The 19908-nt window shown below is 64.5% G+C and carries 12 protein-coding genes; 11 read left to right on the top strand and 1 reads right to left on the bottom strand.

The features are described 5' to 3' along the window. The 9 genes from LLH00_15600 to LLH00_15640 all read left to right on the top strand — a co-directional run. Positions 1 to 421 (top strand): GMP synthase (glutamine-hydrolyzing) (locus tag LLH00_15600; protein ID MCE5272705.1); only part of this gene is annotated, 421 nt, incomplete at its 5' end. Positions 422 to 538: 117 nt separating this feature from the next. Continuing rightward, positions 539 to 2191, top strand: a complete 1653-nt coding sequence (locus tag LLH00_15605) for a cytochrome c biogenesis protein ResB (GenBank protein ID MCE5272706.1) — start codon at positions 539 to 541, stop codon at positions 2189 to 2191. A 2-nt stretch (positions 2192 to 2193) separates the two neighbouring features. Then, positions 2194 to 3816 carry a cytochrome c biogenesis protein CcsA gene (gene ccsA, locus LLH00_15610; protein ID MCE5272707.1) on the top strand — a complete coding sequence of 541 codons (1623 nt, stop codon included), beginning with the start codon at positions 2194 to 2196 and terminating at the stop codon, positions 3814 to 3816. Between the two features lie 296 nt (positions 3817 to 4112). After that, a complete protein-coding gene (locus LLH00_15615) occupies positions 4113 to 4943 on the top strand; it encodes an ATP-binding cassette domain-containing protein (protein ID MCE5272708.1) in 831 nt (276 codons plus the stop codon). Between the two features lie 274 nt (positions 4944 to 5217). After that, positions 5218 to 8082, top strand: a complete 2865-nt coding sequence (locus LLH00_15620; GenBank protein MCE5272709.1) for a hypothetical protein — start codon at positions 5218 to 5220, stop codon at positions 8080 to 8082. Between the two features lie 2 nt (positions 8083 to 8084). Then, positions 8085 to 8996 (top strand): hypothetical protein, encoded by a 912-nt coding sequence (locus LLH00_15625; protein ID MCE5272710.1) that lies wholly within the window; start codon positions 8085 to 8087, stop codon positions 8994 to 8996. Positions 8997 to 9067: 71 nt separating this feature from the next. Then, positions 9068 to 9592: a D-glycero-beta-D-manno-heptose 1-phosphate adenylyltransferase gene (rfaE2, locus tag LLH00_15630; protein ID MCE5272711.1), complete on the top strand. Its 525-nt coding sequence runs from the start codon at positions 9068 to 9070 to the stop codon at positions 9590 to 9592. A 68-nt stretch (positions 9593 to 9660) separates the two neighbouring features. Continuing rightward, a complete protein-coding gene (locus tag LLH00_15635) occupies positions 9661 to 13188 on the top strand; it encodes a S8 family serine peptidase (protein MCE5272712.1) in 3528 nt (1175 codons plus the stop codon). 253 nt (positions 13189 to 13441) lie between these two features. Next, positions 13442 to 14653: a 6-phosphofructokinase gene (locus LLH00_15640; GenBank protein ID MCE5272713.1), complete on the top strand. Its 1212-nt coding sequence runs from the start codon at positions 13442 to 13444 to the stop codon at positions 14651 to 14653. Between the two features lie 373 nt (positions 14654 to 15026). On the opposite strand, the gene LLH00_15645 is transcribed toward LLH00_15640, so the two are convergent. After that, positions 15027 to 16616 carry a sigma 54-interacting transcriptional regulator gene (locus LLH00_15645; protein ID MCE5272714.1) on the bottom strand — a complete coding sequence of 530 codons (1590 nt, stop codon included), beginning with the start codon at positions 16614 to 16616 and terminating at the stop codon, positions 15027 to 15029. Between the two features lie 217 nt (positions 16617 to 16833). Here LLH00_15645 and LLH00_15650 point away from each other — a divergent pair, with 217 nt between their 5' ends. After that, the gene (locus tag LLH00_15650; protein MCE5272715.1) at positions 16834 to 18546 is read left to right on the top strand and encodes a transglutaminase-like domain-containing protein; all 1713 of its coding nucleotides are present in this window, start codon (positions 16834 to 16836) and stop codon (positions 18544 to 18546) included. Beyond that, positions 18543 to 19844 carry a hypothetical protein gene (locus LLH00_15655; protein MCE5272716.1) on the top strand — a complete coding sequence of 434 codons (1302 nt, stop codon included), beginning with the start codon at positions 18543 to 18545 and terminating at the stop codon, positions 19842 to 19844. The genes LLH00_15650 and LLH00_15655 overlap by 4 nt, the downstream gene beginning before the upstream one ends. The last annotated feature ends 64 nt before the right edge of the window (positions 19845 to 19908 follow it).

Raw genomic sequence — 19908 nt, forward strand, 5'->3', positions numbered from 1 at the left:
GGTGGGACGCGAGCTGGGGCTGTCGCACGAGCTGACCGGCCGTCACCCGTTCCCCGGCCCGGGGCTGGCCGTGCGCGTGCTGGGCGAGATTACCCGCAAGCGATTGGATATCCTTCGTGAGGCGGATGACATCTACATCTCCGAGATACGCGCCGCGGGGATTTACGATGAGATCTGGCAGGCGTTCGCCGTGCTGCTTCCCGTTCAGACCGTGGGGGTGATGGGCGATGAGCGCACCTATGACAACGTGATCGCCCTGCGCGCGGTGACCAGCCGGGACGGCATGACCGCCGACTGGTACCGCATGCCGCCCGAGGTGATGGGCCGGGTCTCCAACCGCGTCATCAACGAGGTGAACGGGGTGAACCGGGTGGTCTACGATATCAGCAGCAAGCCGCCCGCAACAATCGAATGGGAGTGAGATAGCGGTCCATCGGCTGTAACAAATCCCGCCCGGCTCGATTCAACACAGGGTGAAAAGCGGGGCCGGCGGTGGGGCCGGCCCAATCCGCGGATCAACCGAAAGGGGAGAATGGCTTTGGCGAACAGGGAGAAGCCCCGCCGGACATTGGCCGGCCTGTTCTGGGAGCTGATGGATTCGATGAAGTTCGCCGTGGCGCTGCTGATTATTATGACCACGGTCAGCGTGATCGGCGTGCTGCTGCCGCAGTACCCGCCGGACGGCTTTGCCGGCTCGCTCGAGATGCTCTACCTCGACAAGTTCGGCCGGGTGTTGGGCGGGCTTTTCATTTTCCTGGGCCTGGATCGTCTTTTTACGGTCTGGTGGTACTATCTCCTTCTGGCCCTGCTCTGCTTCAACATCCTGGTCTGCTCGTTCAACCGTCTGGGCGGTATACTCCGCCTTGTCCGTCGTGTGCATTTCCTGAAAGAGGAAAAGAGCTACCGCGACCAGGCGAACCACCGCGCGGCCAGGCTGGATCTCGACCCGCAGGCGGCGGCTGCCCGTGCCTCGGTGCTGCTGCGCAAGGACGGCTACCGGGTGTTCGAGAGCGCGGGCGAGGCGGCGGGAGTGCGTCTGCTCTACGGCCGGCGGGGACGGTTCAGCCCGCTGGGGCCCTTTTTCACCCATATCGCCATGGTGCTCGTGATCCTGGGCGCGGCGATAAGCTACCTCCTGAGCTTCGAGCATTTCCAGTGGATGGCCCCGGGCGACACGGTCCGGGTGCCGGACATGAGCTACCTGGCCACTCCGGCCTACCAGTTCGAGCTGGTCCGTGGCCGTCTGCGCAAAGCTTTCGGCTTGCCTTCCGCTCCCTCATCACTGCTGGAACTGGACAGCCGGGTGCGCGACAGTGACTGGCGCGAGCTGGACCCGGCACTTGCCGCCGGGGCACTGTTCAGCGTGCAGCTCGACCGTTTCGAGGCCCAGTTCACCCCGCAGGGCAAGCCCCTGGCCTACCTGTCCACGGTCACGGTGCTGGAGGGCGAGGGGGCCGACCGGAAACCGCTTTTTTCGCACATCATCAAGGTTAACGACCCGCTGATCCAGCGCGGCGTGTATTTCTACCAAAGCTCCTACGCGCCGGGCGGCGAGGGGGCCGACTGGGTGGAGCTTACGTTCGAGTCCACCGACAGCGCAGCGGCAAGCCACGAAACACACAGCCTGCGCCTGAAGCCCGGCGGCGAGGCCTTGCCCCTGGGCGAAAGCGGCGATTCGGTGCGGGTGGCACGGTTCGTGGGCACGTTCCAGATGAACGCTCAGGGCCAGGTGGCGGCCTCCGGCGGCGAGGACCGCAACCCGGCCGCCGAGGTCCAGGTCATTCGCGATGGACAGGAACTGATGCGGGTCTGGGTGTTCAAGAATTTCCCCAATTTCAGCCACCGTCCGGGCCTGCCCTGGGCCGTGGTGCTGAAAGACTACGGGAAAGGCTACCTCACCGGGCTGACCATCCGCACCCACCGCTCGCAGAACGTGATCTGGCTGGGTTTCCTGCTGATGGCCCTGGGGGTGACCCTGTCGTTCTACGTCAACCACCGCGAGTTCTGGGTCCTGGTGCGGCCGGAGGGAGACAGCGGCGCGCATGTCTCGGTCGCCGGACTGTCCTACAAGTGGAAACAGCCATTCGGGGCCGAGTTCGACCGCCTCGCCGGGACGATTCTCTCAGCGCCGGGCGACAGGGCGGGCGCGGCTGACAAGCCCGCCGGGACGAGCCCGGAAGGAAAGGGGTGAAAATGGAGCCTGTCCTTTACGAGGTGACGCTCTGGACTTTTTTCGCCGGGATGCTGCTGCATTTCATCGGCCTGCTGCCGAAAGAGGGTTCCGCATCCGCGCGCTGGGTGGGACGCCTGGCCCTGCTGCTGATCGGCCTGGGCTGGGCCAGCCTGACCGTGACAATCGCCGGGCGCTGGCTGGCCCAGGGGCGGGTGCCCATTTCAAGCTCCTACGAGTACCTGAGCTTTTTGGCCTGGTTCGTGGCCCTGTTCTATTTCATCGTGATGTTCAAGGCGCGTTCGGCTTTCGTGGGGGCCTGCGTCTCGCCGGGGATTTTCCTGGCTGTTGTGTTCGCCGGGATGTATCCGCAGCGTCTGGAGATGACCCTGGTGCCGGCGTTGCAGTCCTACTGGCTCAAGATACATGTCTCGATGACCATCATCGGCGAGGCCGCCTTTGCCGTGGCTTTTGTCACCAGCGTGCTCTACCTGATCAAGAACGCCCAGCCCGAGAAAGTGAGCCGCGAGGCCAAGACCCGCAGCCTGTTGCTGCTGGCAGTGTCCCTCAGCGCCGGGATGCTGGTCTGCCTGGGCCTGCGCGCTGCCGGGATCACCCTGACCGGACTGGGTGGAGTCCAGTTGTTTATCAGCCTCATGGGCGGGGCGTTCCTGCTGGCCGTGCCGATTTATATCCTTCTCTGGCGCCGCCTGGTCGGGGGCGGTCCGGGCAATTACGGCGGCCTGCTGTTCGCCCTGAGCGTGCTGGCCCTTCTGGCCAGCGGCATGACCCTCGGCTCGCTGGTCAACCGCTCCACGGAAAAGATGCAATCCCTGGCCGCGCGTATCCAGGCGGTGGATGAGCTGAGCGCATCCCTGCCCGCGGGCGTGGAAAGCCTGGATGAGGCGCTCTGGTCCACTGTCCGTCAGACCCGGCAGGAGCGGCTGGACCTGTTCCTCGCCCTGGAGGCCCTTCACGCCCGGACCAAGCACACCCTGAGCCGGGAGGATGCCGCCGAGGTGCTGGCCGCGCACCCGCAGGCCGGCGAGACCCAGTTCCCCCTGACCCTGGGCGAGATACGCGAGGAGCGCCGCGGGCTTCAGCAAGCCCTGCACGAGCAGGACAATTTCATCCGCGAGGCGGGCCTGCCGCTGAGCCTGGTCGCCCTGCAGACCCGCCGTAATCAAATAATCCAGCAGTATAACTCCCTGTTCCAGGAGAGCCTCCTGCCGCTGGAGAGCGGACGCGAGGCGGCGTTTATCGGCTACATGCTGCTGCTGGCTCTGCCGTTCTACGTGCTGTTCGCGTATCTGTCCGGGCGGCTGCGCCCGCGGGTGCCGTCGCTCGAGACCCTGGATTCCATGTCATACCGCACGGTGAGCCTGGGCTTTCCGATTTTCACTTTCGGCGCGCTGATCGCCGGGGCGGTCTGGGCGCACTACGCCTGGGGCAAGTGGTGGTCCAACGACCCCAAGGAGATGGGCAGCCTGATTGTCTGGCTGGTGTTCCTGGTCTACCTGCACGCACGCTACGTGCGGCGCTGGAGCGGCAACCAGAGCGCCGTGGCGGCGATCCTTGGTTTCCTGTTCGCGGTGCTCACTTTCGTGGGCAACTCGGTGCTAGGTGGCCTGCACTCCTACGGTTGATACGCTGGGATGGAAAGAGGTTCCCCCCGCGCACCGCGGCTGTTATCTTTGACCGGACGGCTGAACTGGAGGCCGTCCGGTTTTTTGTTGCCTTGGCGGACGAGCCGGTCGGAGCCTGGGACGCAGGGCCGAGTGTCAGCGAGAATCAGGAGTTTACCGTAGGGGCAACCGGCCGGTCGCCCCTGCAGCGGGCTGATCGCTTCTTATATAGGTCCGAGGCTCGGGCACGCTGCAGCGTGCCCCTAAGTGAGATACAAAGCTGTGCGGATGACATTGAAATTTTTATGGGAGCGGATGTGTCTGAAAACGGCCTTGTTCTGGACAATCTTTCCTTTGCCTACGGCCCTGTGCTGCCCCCGGTGCTGAGCGGCCTTTCCGCCTGTCTGCCGCTGGCCGGGGTGAGCCTTATCCTTGGCCCCAACGCCGCGGGCAAGACCACCCTGGCCCGGGTGCTGGCCGGGCTGGACTCTCCGTCCTCCGGTGGGCTGGACTGGCCCCCGGTTACCGCCACGCCGGTGGGGGACTGGGAGCGCCCGCAGGCCTCGCTGGTGTTCGAGGAGCCGGAGTACCAGTTGCAGACTTTCGAGGTGGGCGAGGAGCTTTCCATCGGGCTGCTGCACTGCGGCGCACGGCTGGAGCAGCGGTGGGCGCGGGTGGCTGAGGTGGCATCCCGCCTGGGGTTCGACAACTGCCTCGACACTCCGGTGGCCGAGCTGGAGGCGGATGAGCAGTTGGGCCTTCTGGCCGCGGCCCTGTTCGCCCAGGCCCCGCGGCTCATTGTCCTGGACTTCTCCCCGCGGCGTCTGGAGCCATCCCTGAGAGACAGGCTTTTCGCCCTGGCCCGCAGCGGCGCGGGGCCGGCCTTGCTCTTTACCAGCCGGGCGGCTGAGGATATCCTGCACCTGGCCCCGGGCGAGAAAGCTTTCCTGCTGCGGGAGGGAAAACTCACCGAGTTGGAAAGCCTGGAGCCCTCGGCCGCGAATGTCATGCTCCTGGCCGCGGCCGGCCTGGCCCTGCCGTGGTACGCCCCCCTGGCGCTGGAGCTTTGCGTACAGGGCAGGCTGGATCAGGCGCTGTTCCAGGATAATGGCGCATTGCGCGACGCCCTGGCCCGGGCCGGAATCTGAAGTCGGAGAGCCATGACAACCGCCCGGCTGCAACAGCGGTCAATCCCCGAAAGTCGGATTCGCATACGCTCTTGCGGAACAAACCGGAGGCTGGTCAGTATTAAATGATGCTTGTCCGCATAGCGTGCGCCGAACCCGGGAGGGGCGGGACAGGGGAGGAGTTGTCGCAGAGCGGGAGGGGACCGAGGTTGAGGCGATGGCCGGCGCTTTCGTGGAACGCTGAACTGGAATGAACATTCAAGGAATTTTCCAGACTGTATCCCGGAGGTCCCGGATGCCGGTGGTTTCATTGTCCCGCTCGCGGACACTCGCGCGGCTCGTCCCGGCGGTGACAGCTGCGCTGCTGCTGTTCGGGGCGGGCGCCGCGCTCGCCCAGTTCGAGGGTTTCGGCAAAAACAAGGTGCAGTACAGCTCCTTCGACTGGCATATCCTGGCCGGCGAGCATATCGACCTCTACTACTACCCGGAGGAGGAGGAGATCGCCTACCTCGCCCTCAAAGAGGCCGAGGCGGTGTACCAGGAGCTGAGTTTCAAGTTCGACCACCACGTTTTCCGCCGCGTTCCGCTGATCATTTTCAGCGCCCACCAGTATTTCGAGCAGACCAACACGGTCGAGGGTTTCATCTCCGAGGGTGTCGGCGGTTTCACCGAGTTCATGAAAGGCCGCGTGGTGCTGCCGTTCAACGGCTCGTTCGATGATTTCCGCCACGTGCTGCGCCACGAGATGGTGCACGTGTTCGAGATCAGCAAGGCCAACGAGGCCTACCGGACCCACCCGCACAAGAACAAGGCCCATCTTCCGCTGTGGTGGACCGAGGGCCTGGCCGAGTATTTCAGCACGCGCTGGAACTCAGAGGCCGACATGTACATGCGCGACATGGTGCTGAGCGACCGCGTCCCTCCGATGGAGAATATCGACATGCTGGGCGGCGGCATCATCTACAAGCTGGGCGAGTCGGTCTTCTACCTTCTGGGCCAGCGCTACGGCGATGAGATGATCGTGCGTATGTACGAAAACCTCTGGCAGTTCAGCGATTTCGACCAGTTGTTCGAATATGTCTACGGGGTGAGCACGGAGCAGTTCAACCTGATCTGGCAGAACGAGCTGAAAAAGAAATACTATCCCGACCTGATCAACAACGACGAGATGCTGATCTCCGGGATCACCAAGGTCGCCACCAAGAGTTTCGCCAACATCCACCCCGCGGCCTACCTGGACCCGCGCTCGGGCCGCCCGCGCGTGGCCTTTGTCAGCGCGCGCACCGGCTACCTGGATATCTACAGCGTGCGTCTGGAAAAAGGGGAGAAAGACCTCAAAAAGCACGTGCGGGGCGGGCGCAGCGCCGAGTACGAGTCGTTCCACCCCCTGCGCACTCGCATGGATGTCAACGACAAGGCCATCCTGGTCTTTTCGAGCAAGTACCAGGAGAAGGATGCCCTGTTCCTGTTCGACCTGGACCGTAACCGCAAGGTGGGGCGCTACCGGTTCAAGGGCCTAGTGGGGATCAGCGCGCCGGCCTGGGCCCCGGATGACGAGAACATCGTGTTCAGCGGGCTGAACGTGTCGGGGTTTTCCGACCTCTACCTGTTCAACCTCGAAAGCGGCCGCCTGACCCGCCTGACCAACGACCGCTACTCCGATGAGTACCCCGATTTCTCTCCGGACGGCAAGAAAATCGTTTTCTGCTCCGACCGCACGGCTTTCGGCGAGGCCGGCTTCCAGAACCTGTTCCTCTACGACATGGAAAGCGGCAGCATCGACTACCTGACCCGCGGCCACTGGAACGACACCCAGCCGCGTTTCTCGGCCCGCGGCGACCGGGTGGCCTTCGTCTCCGACCGTAACGGCCTGCCCAACATCTTCGCGGTCGACCTTCAGGGCCAGGGCGGCCAGATGACCAAGTTTTTCAACGGCATGCTGGGATTCGACTGGGCCCCCGCCGACTCGGGGTTCTGCTATTCCGCCCTGGACAGGCAGACCTACGGCATCTATTTCCTGCCGCTGCCCGATTCCACGGTGGACAGCCTGAGCCTGGACCGCAAGACCGTGGCCCAGCAGTGGGAGTGGCGTGACTACAAGGACCACCCCAAGAGCGAGAAATCCGAGCAGAAACCCTACAAGCGCGATTTCACCCTCGATTTCGCTTTCGCCTCGGTGGGCTACGACCCCACTCCATATTACGGCGGCACGTTCGGCTCGGGCCTGCTGATGTTCTCGGACCTGATGGGCGATGAGCTGATCCTGATCGGCGCGGGCAACAGCGCCACCTCGACCGATGATTTCTGGGACAGTTTCAGCGGCAGCGTGGTCTACTACAACCGCAGCTCGCGGGTGAACTACGGCTACGGGGCCTACCGCTTCGCCGGGCGTTTCATCGATTTTCGCACGGATGACTTTTTCTACGAGCGCGACCACGGCGTGTTCGGGCTGATCAGCTATCCGGTGTCCAAGTTCTACCGGGTCGAGACCAGCATGGGGTTCCTCAAGAGCTACCGGGATGACTATTTCCTGGATTTCATCCGCGACTCTTACTTGGTGACCAACTCGGTGTCCCTGATCAAGGACACCTCGCTGTTCACCCAGTACGGGCCGGTGGACGGGGAGCGCTGGCATCTGGGGATGGCCCTGACCACCGATCTGTCCAAGGGACGCACGGACAATATTTCACTGTTGCTGGACTTGAGGAAATATTTTAGATTGAGTACGTTCTCATCTTATGCCGTCAGGGTGCAGGGACGATTCAGCGGGGGAAAGATACCCTACCGCTACGTGATGGGCGGAAGCTGGACCCTGCGCGGCTACCCGCGCTGGTCGATCATCGGCTCGCGGAGCGTGCTGCTGAATCAGGAACTGCGGTTCCCGCTGTTCCACCAGGTGGATTTCTACACCCCCATCGGGCGGATACCGTTCCCCGGCATCCAGGGGGCCCTGTTCGTGGATGCGGGCAACGCCTGGGAAAACAGCGAGGACTACCCAGGGCTGCTGGGCAGCGCCGGGTTCGGTTTCCGTATGAGTCTGGGCGGGGCGCTGGTGATCCGCCTGGACCGGGCGCGCCGGATAAACTGGCTCAAGCACGGCGACCCCGCTCTGTTCAGAAGCCGGTACTACACTAACTTCTTTTTCGGGTACGATTACTGAGCATGAAAATCCGCTGCCCCAGTTGCCGCCGGGAGTTCGATTTCGACCCTGGCCAGGGGCCGGCGCGCTGTCCGTACGAGGGCTGCGGCTGGAGTTTCGGCCGCCAGTCCGCGACTGCGCCGGTTGCCGATGCTGAACCGAGCCTCGCCGTTGAGCCCGTGCAGATTCAATCTGGCGGGCTTTCGCTCATCGAGACATCCCCGGCTCCAGTGACGCAGTTGCCTGCAACCGTGGGCGGCACGGCGCTTCAGAAACGCAAGCCGTTGCGAGCCTGCCCGGCCTGCGGGACCGAGACGCGCCTGGGTGCGCTCTACTGCCCGGCCTGCGGGTTCTCGCTCCAGGACCCGGCCCGCGAGGGGCGCGGGCTGCGGGCCGTGTTCGACATCTCGGGCGACATCACTTTCTCGCCGCTGATGATCGTTTTACTGGTGGTCTGTGTCCTGTCGGCTTTCCTGGTGTTCACCTGGCTGATCACCGGGCGCTCTCAACGCCGCGGCGGCCCGGCCGACATGGCGGCCGCGGCCCAGCAGGTGACCGCCGGCGCCGCGGTGCAGGGGGTGCCCTATCTGGAGCTCAAACGGGCTTTCCTCGACCCGGCGGTCACGGAGTTCAGCCGCGAGTCGATCCGCAAGAAATACCTCGGCGAGCGGGTGATCTGGAGCGGCCTGGTCAAGGCGGTCAGCGACGAGAGCGGCCAGCACCGTCTGGACCTGGTGATGGAAGGCCCGGAATCCCGCAGCTATGTCACCCTGCAGGTGCTCGATCTGCCCAACAACATGAAGATGCTGGAGGACCTCAGCCGCGGCAGCCCGGCGCTGGTCTCCGGCAAGATCGCCGGGTTCGACACCGGCGGGCCCAACGACGCTTTCGACTATTTCCGGGTAGTGCTCAAAGAGGGGATAATCCTCAAATGAGACTGCCGGAGTAACTGTCACCCCGCAGGTGACAGTATTACACGCTGAATACGGTTTTAGGGGAGAGTTGGATGGATAGAGAGAAAGATGCCGCCGGCTCGGTGCGGGCCGCGGACAAGGTCATGTCTTTGCCGGCGCTGCTGGAAAACCTGGCGTGCCGTCGCGCCTCCGGCCAGCGGGTGGTGTTCACCAACGGTTGTTTCGATATCATGCACCCCGGCCATATCGGCTACTTAGAGGATGCCCGCGCCTGCGGCGACTGCCTCGTGGTGGGCCTCAACTCGGATGCCTCGGTCCGGCGTCTCAAGGGCGAGGAGCGGCCGATCAACCCCCAGACCGACCGCGCCCTGATGCTGGCCGGGCTGGCCAGCGTGGACTGCGTGACGTTCTTCGAGGACGACACCCCGATCGAGCTGATCCGGGCGGTGCGGCCCGAGGTGCTGGTCAAGGGCGGCGACTGGAGCGTGGACAAGATAGTCGGCTCGGATTTCGTGTTCTCCTGCGGCGGCCAGGTTTTGTCCCTTCCGTTCCGGCCGGGCTATTCCACCACCAATATCATAGAAAAAATCAAGGCCCTGCGCGACAGCCGCCCCTGAGGCACGGGATTTGCAAACATATCGGCTGGCAGTCGAACCGATAACCCGCCCCAACACTCAGGAGAACGATGAACCGTTTCCAGCGTCTCTGTCTGCTTTGCCTGCTCGCCGCTCTGGTCCCGGCTGTTTCGACCGCCCGGGCGCAGAAAATTGAAGACGAGTTGGAGGCGGTGTTGCAGACCGCCCCACCCGACTCCGAGCTCACGGTGCTGGTGCGACCGTCCCTGGCGGTGGATGTCCTAGGCCTGGAAAACCAGCTCCGCGCCGGCCGGGCCTCCCGCGCCGAGCGTCACGGACGTATGCTGCGCGCCCTCAAGCAGAAAAGCGAGGCCTCCCAGGCCACGCTGCTTGGGCACCTGTCCCAGACCAAGCGTAAAGCCGGACCAATCCGCGAATACCAATCTTTCTGGATCACCAACCTGGTGGTGGTGCACGCCACGCCCGAGGGTGTGCGCCAGTTGGCCTCGCGTGCGGATGTGGGCCAGGTGCTGGCCAGCCGTAAAGTCTCCCTCGAGGAAAAGAAAAAGGAAGTCTCTACCACAGTGCAGGCGGATGCCAGCCTGGCCGCCTCCTCCGCGGTGTCTCTGTCCGCAGCCAAGTCTTTCAACTGGGCCCTGACCCGCCTTAAGGTGCGCGAGCTGTGGAAACGCGGGATAACGGGACGGGGAATGCTGGTCGGGATAATCGACTCGGGAGTGGACGGCAACCACCCGGCGCTCAAGAACAAGTGGCGCGGGGCCAACGGGGCCACCTCGGTCGAGAGTTGGTACGACCCGGTCACCGGCAGCACTTTCCCCATCGACGACCTCGGCATCACCCACGGCACCGGGGTGATGGGCTGTATCCTGGGCCAGGACGGGGCCGATACGCTGGGCATGGCCCCGGACGCCCAGTGGATCGCGGCCAAGGCTTTCGACAGCAACGGCAGCCCGACCAACGAAAGAATCCTCTCCTCGTTCCAGTGGATGGCCGACCCGGACAGCGACCCGGCCACTATCGACGATGTCCCGGATATCCTCAACCTCTCTTTCGCGGATGACGACACCCACGGCTGCGAGCAGTGGATGTGGGAGCCGATCCGCAACCTGACCGCCCTGGGAGTGACCGTGTTCATCGCCACAGGCAACGTGGGCGCGCGTGTCGGCTCGCCGGGCAGTAACCCCGAGTTCTTCGCGATCGGTCCCATCGACAGCCTGGACCAGCGCCCCTATTACGCCCTGATCGGGCCCTCGCTCTGCGACGGTAAAACTATCAAGCCGGACGTGATGGCGCCCGGCCACCAGGTGCTGACCACCCGCGGCTCGGTGGGAGGGGGCGGCTACACCACGATGAACGGCTCCTCGTTCGCCTCGCCGCTGGTGGCCGGGCTGGGTGCGCTGCTCCGTCAGTACAACCCCGAGCTCACCCCGGGCGAGGTCACCGCGGCGATCCGTAACAGCGCCGATGACGACACCCACACCGCCGGGCCGGACAACTACTACGGCTACGGGATCGTCAACGCCCCGGCCGCCCTGGGCAAGCTGACTGTCCCGCTCAAACCCTCGTTTGCCATCCTGGCGCTCAATGTGAGCGCGGGCGGAGACTCCCGGATCGACCCCGGCGAGCAGGCCAGCCTCTGGCTCACTGTCATAAACAACGGCGCCGCGGCTTCGAGTGTCTCGGCCAGCCTGCTCTCCTCCAGCCCGGATGTGAGTTTTACCAGCGCCACGGCCTCTTTCGGCGCCATGACCACCGGCCAGAGCCGCGATAACCAGTCTCAGCCGTTCGGTCTCGCTTTCGGCGTGCATATCCCGCGCGGGGTGCTGCGCACCTTCAAGCTGGTCCTGACCGCCGGGGCCGTGCGCGACACGGTGAGTTTCGCCCTGGCCGTGGGCGGCGAGCCGGAGCCGCCGCTGAATTCTTTCCTGGCCCACAACCTCAACCGGGCCGGGCTGTCGATCACCAACTACGGCGTGATCGGCACGGACGGTGACAAGGGCGGCGGGTTTGTCTATCCTGACGGGACAAGCCAGTCCAGGGACCAGCTTTTCCAGGGCGCGCTGATGCTGGCCACCGGGCCGACCACTATCTCGGATGCCTCGTACAACGAAAACAGCATGGGCGCTAACAGCGTGAAGTTCAACCACGATTTCAGCGTGGTTCCGGGCGGCAACCTGGTCAAGGCGCAGCCCGGACAGTACGCCGACCAGGAGATAAGCGGGGTGTACAACGACAGCCTGGCCGCCGTTCCTCTGCGGATCGAGGTCTCCCAGTACAGCTACGCCTGGAGCGACGCCGCGGACAGGGATTACGTGATCGTGGAGTACAACCTCACCCAGACTAAAGGCAGCGGGGTGGACGGCCTGTACGTGGCCCAGCACATGGACTGGGACGTGGGCGGCAGCGGGGACAACGACCTGGCCGGGTTCGACCGCGCCGCGTCCCTGGCCTACATGTACGACAGCACTTCCGGCGCCTGGGTCGGCCACGCCCTTCTGACCCAGGCCGTGGCTGGCTACCGCGCCCTGAATTTCGCGCGGGACATCCAGGACGGGTTCAGCACGGCGGAAAAGTTCGCCTCCATGACCACGGGCGGCGAGCGGGACAGCCTGTCCGGACCCAAGGGTGACTGGAGCGAGCTGCTTTCGGCCGGGCCGCTGTTCCTCAAGCCGGGGCGTACTGTGCCCGTGGCCTGGGCCGTGATCGGGGGGGCGAGCCTGGAGGAGCTGCGCACGCGGGCCGCCGCGGCCAGAGTGCGCTACGCCCAGGTGGCGGCGCAGAAAGGGATCGACCTGGCCCCGCCGGTGATAAGCTCGCTCGTGCCACCGGACCCCACTGCCGGGCTCGAAACACATACCGTGCGGGCGAGGATCGAGGACGGCTCGGATATAGAGCAGGCGGTGGTGTTGTGGCGGGTGGCCGGCGGTGCGACATTCTTCAAGTCCTCCTTCGGACAGACTGACAGCGCCGGCCTGCGCGCGGCCGGCATACCGGGGATGGTCGCCGGGACAACTGTGGAATACTATCTTCGCGCGGTGGACGCCATGGGCAACCAGGGTTTTCTGCCCGCGGGAGCGCCGTCGCAGGTGTTCTCTTTCACCGTGTCCGACAGCCACCCGCCCGAGATTTCCCTGGCCTCGGCCAGCGCCGACACCACGGCCGGAGCCCAGCGCTACTGGCTGCAGGCCACGGTCAAGGACGACAACCTGGCCCGCGTGCTGGCGGTCTGCGCCGTGGGGGACTCGCTTTTCAACGACAGCCTCGCCCTGAAACGGCTCGGCCAGAGCGATACGTTCCGCGGCGAGCTGACCGGCCTGGAGCGGGGGACCACGGTGCGCTATTTCATCCTGGCGCAGGACCTGGGCGGCAATGTCTCGTTCGACCCGCCGCAGGCCCCCGCGCTCTACCTGTCGTTCCGGTTCACGCCGCCCTCGCCGGGGGATGGCGACCTGGACGGCAAGCTGAGCATTTTCGACCTGCTCACCCTTCTGCGGGTCCTGGGCCACAGCGACACACCCTCGCCGGAGCAGAAATACGCCCTCGACCTGGACCGCAACGGGCGGATCGACATTTTCGACCTGCTCGCCCTGCTGCACCTTCTGGCCGGCTCCGGCTGATCGATGCAGGCTGCAATTAATTCTGCGTTGCCCGGCCGCCTTGTCCAGTCTTGACAGACGTATCTCTTTCTATTTCAAACCCAATCGATAAAAAATGTTCTATTGAGCCAACTGGCTGTCCGCCTTGACATTCTGCAAGCCGGCTTTTATTTTTAACATTATTTTTACTTTTCCAGACTGGGGAAGAAACCAAAACAGGGGACGAAATCAATTTCAAAGACTATTTTCTCAAACGCGCAACAGGAGAGATAAAATGGCAAGCCAGTTGAGTGGAGCGGCGGTAATCGGCCAGAGCGGCGGACCGACAAATGTGATCAACCAGAGCCTGATCGGTGCTATCCTCGAAGCCAACAAGCATCCTGACCTGATCACCAACCTCTACGGTGCGCTCAACGGGGTGGACGGTATCCTGAAGGAGCGTTTCATCAACCTGCGCGCCGAGAGCCAGGAGAACCTGGAACTGGTGGCCCGCACTCCATCCAGCGCCCTGCGCAGCGTGCGCAAAAAGCCCACGGCCGAGGAATGCGAAAAGATTTTCCAGGTCTTCCAGAAGCACGGGGTGCGGTATTTCTTCTACATCGGCGGCAACGACAGCGCCGAGACCGCCTACATCATCAACGAGGCGGCCAAGAAAGCCAACTACGAGTTCAATGCGGTCCATATCCCCAAGACCATCGACAACGACCTGCGCGAGACCGACCATTGCCCGGGTTTCGGCTCGGCGGCGCGGTTCGTGGCCCTGGCGTTCCAGGGCGCGAACCTGGACAACCGCAGCCTGCCGGGTGTCTACATCGGCGTGGTGATGGGCCGTCATGCCGGGTTCCTCACCGCGGCCTCGGTCCTGGGCAAGAAATATGAGGACGACGGGCCGCACCTGGTGTACGTGCCCGAGACCACGTTCGTGGTGGACAAGTTCCTGGCGGATGTGGACGCCGTGTACAAGAAATACGGCCGCTGCATCATCGCGGTGAGCGAGGGCGTGCACGATGAGTCCGGCAGTCCGATCATCCAGGTGGTGCGCGGCAAGGTCGAGACCGACAGCCACGGCAACGTGCAGCTTTCGGGCAGCGGCGCGCTGGGCGACGCCCTGAGCGACCTGATCAAGGAGAGGCTGAATATCAAGCGTGTGCGCTCCGATACGTTCGGTTACCTGCAGCGCTGTTTCCCCGGCATCGTCTCCGAGGTGGACCAGCTCGAGGCGCGCCAGGTGGGGGTGGAGGCCGTGCGGGCCGCGGTGAGCGGCGTGGGCGACGGCAGCGTGGCGATCCGCCGCGTGAGCAGCAACCCCTACAAGGTGAGCTATGATGTGGTGCCGCTGGAGAAAGTGGCCCGTCACACCACCGCGCTGGCCAAGGAATACCTAGTGGGCGACAACGGGATCAGCCAGAAGTTCGTGGACTACGCCCTTCCTCTGGTGGGCAAGCTCCCCGAGCTGGGCCGTCTGAGCGACGCCCCCATCGCCTGAGCCGGTTGGATGAAGAGATAACAGAAGGGCCGTCCCGGACGCGCGGGGCGGCCCTTTTTGCTATTGAGGTCACGGCGCGCCGGGCCGTTTGTTTTTACCTCCCCCTTGCTAAGGGGGGAACCAGCGGCCTGCTGTGCGGTGCGGCTTGACAGGGTTCGGCGGAAGCGATTCAGAAGCCACACACCCCGTCGGCTTGCGCTGCCACCACTCTTTTTAGAGGGGAACGAAAACGCCTTCTTATAAGCAGCGTGGGAGGGCATAGGACATTTCTGTATAAAGCCACTCTTGAGGGATGCCCTCGTCAGCGGGTGGGGGTGTAACATTGGAGACAGGGAAAAAAAGCGGGCGAACACAAGGTTCGCCCGTTATCTCTCTACAGCCCATACTCCCTGATCTTGCGGTACAGCGTGCGCTCGCCGATCCCCAGCACCTTGGCCGCCCGTCGGCGGTTGCCGTCCACACTGTCCAGGGTGCGCTGGATCGCCTGGCGCTCGATCTCGCGCATGCTGCCCGCGCGGCGCGAGGCGGAGGAGTGCTCCTCCGGCTCCTCGAACTGCACGCTGCCGATCTCCGAAATATCTCCGTTGGCATGGCCGAGTCCCTGGGACGATCCCGCGGGCGGGGGCGGCGGGCCGTAGAAATCCTCCAGGCGCCCGGTCCGGCGTTGGCCCAGAAGGAGCTGCCGGATCTCGTGCAGCTCCTGCTGCATGGTCATCACCGCCTTGTAGAGGAGCCGCAGCTCGGCGCCCTCGGCGTGGGGGCCGCCGGAGTCGGCGCTGTCCTGACCGAACGGCACCGGTAGAAGGCGCTCCGGGCGTCCGCGGCGGTAGATCTGCTCCGGGATGTCCCGGGCGCGGATACGGCTGCCCAGCGACAGCACGACCATAGACTCGGCCAGGTTGCGCAGCTCGCGCACGTTGCCCGGCCAGTCGTAGTTTTTAAGCACCTCCTGCGCGTCCTCGTCGATCCCGGCGAACGTGCGGTTGTTCTCGCGGCAGAACTGCTGAATGAACCCGTCGAACAGCAGCGGGATATCGTCGCGGCGCTCCCGGAGCGACGGCACATGGATGGAGAGAACTTTCAGCCGGTAGTAGAGGTCGCGCCGGAAAGCGCCACGCTCCACCTCCAGCTCCAAGTTCTTGTTGGTGGCGGTCACCACCCGCACATCCACCCGGATGCGCTGGCTGCCGCCCACGCGCATGATCTCGCGCTCCTCCAGCACCCGCAGCAGCTTGACCTGCACGGTCAGGGGCATTTCGCCCACCTCGTCCAGGAAAATGGTCCCGCCGTGGGCGAACTCGAAATGCCCCTTGCGCAGGGCCGTGGCCCCGGTGAACGAGCCTTTCTCGTGCCCGAACAGCTCGCTTTCCAGCACGCCCTCGGCGATAGCGCCGCAGTTGACCGCGATGAAGGGTTTCAGGCGGCGGGAGCTCAGGCTGTGGATAGCCTGGGCCACCAGTTCCTTTCCAGTACCGCTCTCGCCCGAGATCATCACCGTGGAGTTGACCTGGCTGTACTGGGCCACCCGCTCTATCACCTCGCGCATGGCCGGGGTGCGGCCGATTATCCGCGTGCTGCCGATCAGGCGCTTGCGCTCGATCAGGCGGCTCACCGCCTGGACTATCTCGTTGTCCTGGACCGGCTTCTCGAACACCTCATCCACCAGCAAATGGTCGAAATACGACAGGCTCTCCGGCTCGGTCGGCTCGACCAGACAGATCACGCCCAGGGCGGGCGGAGCGGTCTTGATCGACTGGAGGAAAGCCTGACGGGCCGGTTCGTGCACGGCCCCGGTGATTATCACGATCAGCGCCTGTTCGGTCGTCTCGGAAAGCTTCTTGATTCCGGGCAGACGGCCCGTGCTCTCGACCCGCATCCCGGCCGCGCTCAGCCAGCCTATCACGCGCGAGGCCGATTCCTGGTCATCCTCTGTCACCAGTATCCTGTAATCGTCCAGTTCCATCCCTGTCCCCATTTGAAAGTAGTATGACAAAATGGCAGTTAAATATAAGGCCGCGGTGCCCTGGGGTCAAACAATTGGCCGTATGGGGGGCCAACCTGTCAGTAATCCGTGAGAACGGCGATTAGGGTATGGCGAAAACCAACCTTGGCTTTATATTGAGTGAGTGCTGACCTGCGCGCCTTTTTTCCGCTGCAACCCACAATACATGAGGAAAGCGATGAGGCTGACCACCGCATTTGAGCTTACCCTGCTCTGCGTATCGCCCTGTTTCCTGCTGGCACAGGCCGCAGTCGGAGGTGGGAGAGTGGGTTACGAGTACTGGATACCGAACTCCGAGACCGACTCCGCGGCCATGCACGGGATCCATTTCCGGGAATTCATCAACGGCTCGGCGCATCTCCCGCCGTACGAGTTCCGCTACCAGCGTTGGGATGACCCGCAACTCGGCGAGCTGAACCGCCGCCTGGGCGTGGACAGCCTGGTGGCCGGGGCGAAGGACGACCTGGAGGCGGCCAGCCGGATCGCGCTCAAGGTCTGCAACCTCTGGGCGCACACCGCGCCGGTGGAATATCCGGTCTGGAACGCCCTCGGCCTTCTGGACCGGGTCGGGCAGGGGGAGCAGTACTGGTGCACCTACAAGCAGCTCGTGACCATGCAGGCCCTGGCCTCGATCGGCCTGGTGAGCCGGATCGTGCCCTGCAACTGGCACCACTCGCACGAGTTCTGGTCCAACGATTACGGCCGCTGGATCGTGATGGACGCCTGGACCGCCAACTTTTACCGCAAGGACGGTGTTCCGTTGGGCGCGCTGGAGCTGCACCGGTTGAGCCGCGCCACGGGCGATCTCAAAGGCTCCGGGGTCTGGGAGATCAATAACAACCCCAACCGCTCGCAGCCGGGGCGCACCCAGGACAGCGTTCCTGCCGAGAGCGGCTGCTACAGCTACGTGCGGATGATCCCGCGCAACGATTTTCTCTCCAACCCGCTCGCCCCAAAGCCCGCGGGAGCGCCGGGCAGCTACCTTCAGCCCAACAACCAGCTAAACGACCCCCTGATGACCGGCCTGGAGCACGTGGCCTGGTGGCAGCCGGGCGACCCGCCGCCGCTGGTCTGCCCCACGGTGCGGGATGAGCGGGACTGGAATTTCCCGCTGGACGAGGTGGAGCTGGACCTGCGCCGTCCGGTGACCCGCGAGGGCGTGCTGGAGATGACACTCAGCACCAACACGCCCGAGTTCGACACCTATCTGCGGCGGCTGGACAACGGCCAGTGGGAAGCCTGCGGGAGCCACTTTCTCTGGGAACTCAAGCCCGGCGCGAACAGCCTGGAGCTGAAAAGCCGCAACAAGTGGGGACGCTGCGGGCCGGTGAGCCGGGCCGCGCTGGATTACAGTCCCGGGGAACTGCGGCCGAAGATTGTCACCCGTTTCGAGATACCGGACCCGGGGTTCGAAAAGTCGAATGCGGCGCAGGAGGGCTGGAACGGCAACCCGGCGGTCGGCTGGCGCATGATCTACACCGATCCCTGGCAGAAACCCGCCTTCGCCGGGGCGGTGAAAGACGCTCCGCACTCCGGGAGCTGGTGTTTCCGGATCCAGCCGAACCAGCGCGGGATCTGGGCGCGCCTGGTGAGCGGCTCGTTCCGGGTGAACCCGGCCTCGGATGTGACGCTCAAGGTCTGGCTGCGCGCCGACAGCGACAAGCGCGAGGCGACAGTATACCTCAAGGACTCCACTCCGGGCGGGCCGGCCTCCCAGGCGATCTGGCAGCAGCGGGTGGTGCTGGACACGCAATGGCGCTGCTACGAGCTCAAGGCCCGTCTCACCGCACGCACCAGCGAGCTGATGGCCGGGGTGCAGGCGTTCGGGGGCCAGCTCTGGGTGGATGATTTTTCGTTGGGCGAGGACAGCCGGACGGAGCTTCCCTGGTGAGACAGATCTGCAGGCGGGATATCCAGGAGATGCGGAAATCGGCCCAGTGGCGCGCGGCGCGGCTGGCCGCGGTGGTGCTATTTCTTGCCTGCCTGCCCTCAGCTCTTCCTGCGCAGACTGACTCGCTTAGCGTGCTGAGCCGGCGCAAGTTCTGGGCTTTCGATTTCAAGGGGCTGGGCGGGTTCTATCCTGCGTCGTACTCCCGGGTGGATGGCCTTCTGGGGGGCTGGGGCCTGACCCTGACCGGCAAGGAGGAGATAAGCATTCCCGCCGCCGGGTTGAAACAGGTGGTGGAGGACCAGTCCCGCCCCAGCCTGGGCGTCTCTCTGCTCGTCCCCAGCGCCCGTCATGCGGTGGGCGGCACGTTCAGTCTGAGCCAGACTGTCTCCTCGCGGCGTCGGATCAAGGCGGGCCTGGAGCTTTTCTCCGCCACGGCCAGCAGCGATTCCTGGCGTTCGGCCCAGCCCTGGAGCGGCCTGTATTACTTCGCCGGCGGCCGGGACCGTCAGTACTACTACGACCGCCGCGGGGGACGGCTGAGCCTGGGCCGTGAGTACCCCGGAGGCCTCAGCCTGGAGCTGGCCACCGAGTGCAGCGAGGTGCGCTCGCTGGTCAGGCGCGGGGTCTGGACCGTGGCCAAGTCCGAACTGCTGAAAGACAATCCACCGGTTGACAGGGGTGGAGATTTTTCCCTGGAACTGAGAACCTCAATCGACCGCACCGCGGGCGGGCCGTTTTTCCCGCAGGGCTGGTCGGCCGGTTTCCGGGTGCTCAAGGCGGCCCGGCTGCTGGGTGGGGATTTCGACTACTCGCTCTGGCGAGCCGACCTGTTCTGGGCGCGGCACTTGCTGAGCGAGAGCAACTACGCTTTTGCCAGGCTGACCGGCATGACCGCCGGGGGGCGGCTTCCGCCGCACCGTCTGTTCAGTCTGGGGGCCGAGGTCAAGGGCCTCGACACCTTCGAGCCCGATTTCAACCTGTTCGACCGCCGCGGCGACCGTCTCTGGCTGCTCAGCCTGGGCTGCGAGCGCCTGCTGCCGTTCCGGTTTCCCCTGGTGTCCCGCCACCTGACCGACCCCGGCCTGGAGCTGGATTTCGACACCGGCTCCACCCGCCTGTCCCGCCCAGGAGACAGCTCCCTGGACCTGTTCAGCCGCAGCCTGGACTGCCTGGAATCCTCAGTCGCACTGGGGGGCGGGTTCTCGCTCAGCCGGGTGCGGGTGCGGCTGTTCTACGTGCACAGCCTGAACGACAGCTATCACGGGCCGCGTTTCGACCTGCGGGTGGGCGCTTTCTGAGCCGGGGCCGCGGTTGACTTCCGCCGCCGGGATGGGTATCTTATCGAAATGTTTTTCATGCTTT

This window comes from bacterium, assembly GCA_021372515.1.
GTDB lineage: Bacteria > Gemmatimonadota > Glassbacteria > GWA2-58-10 > GWA2-58-10 > JAJFUG01.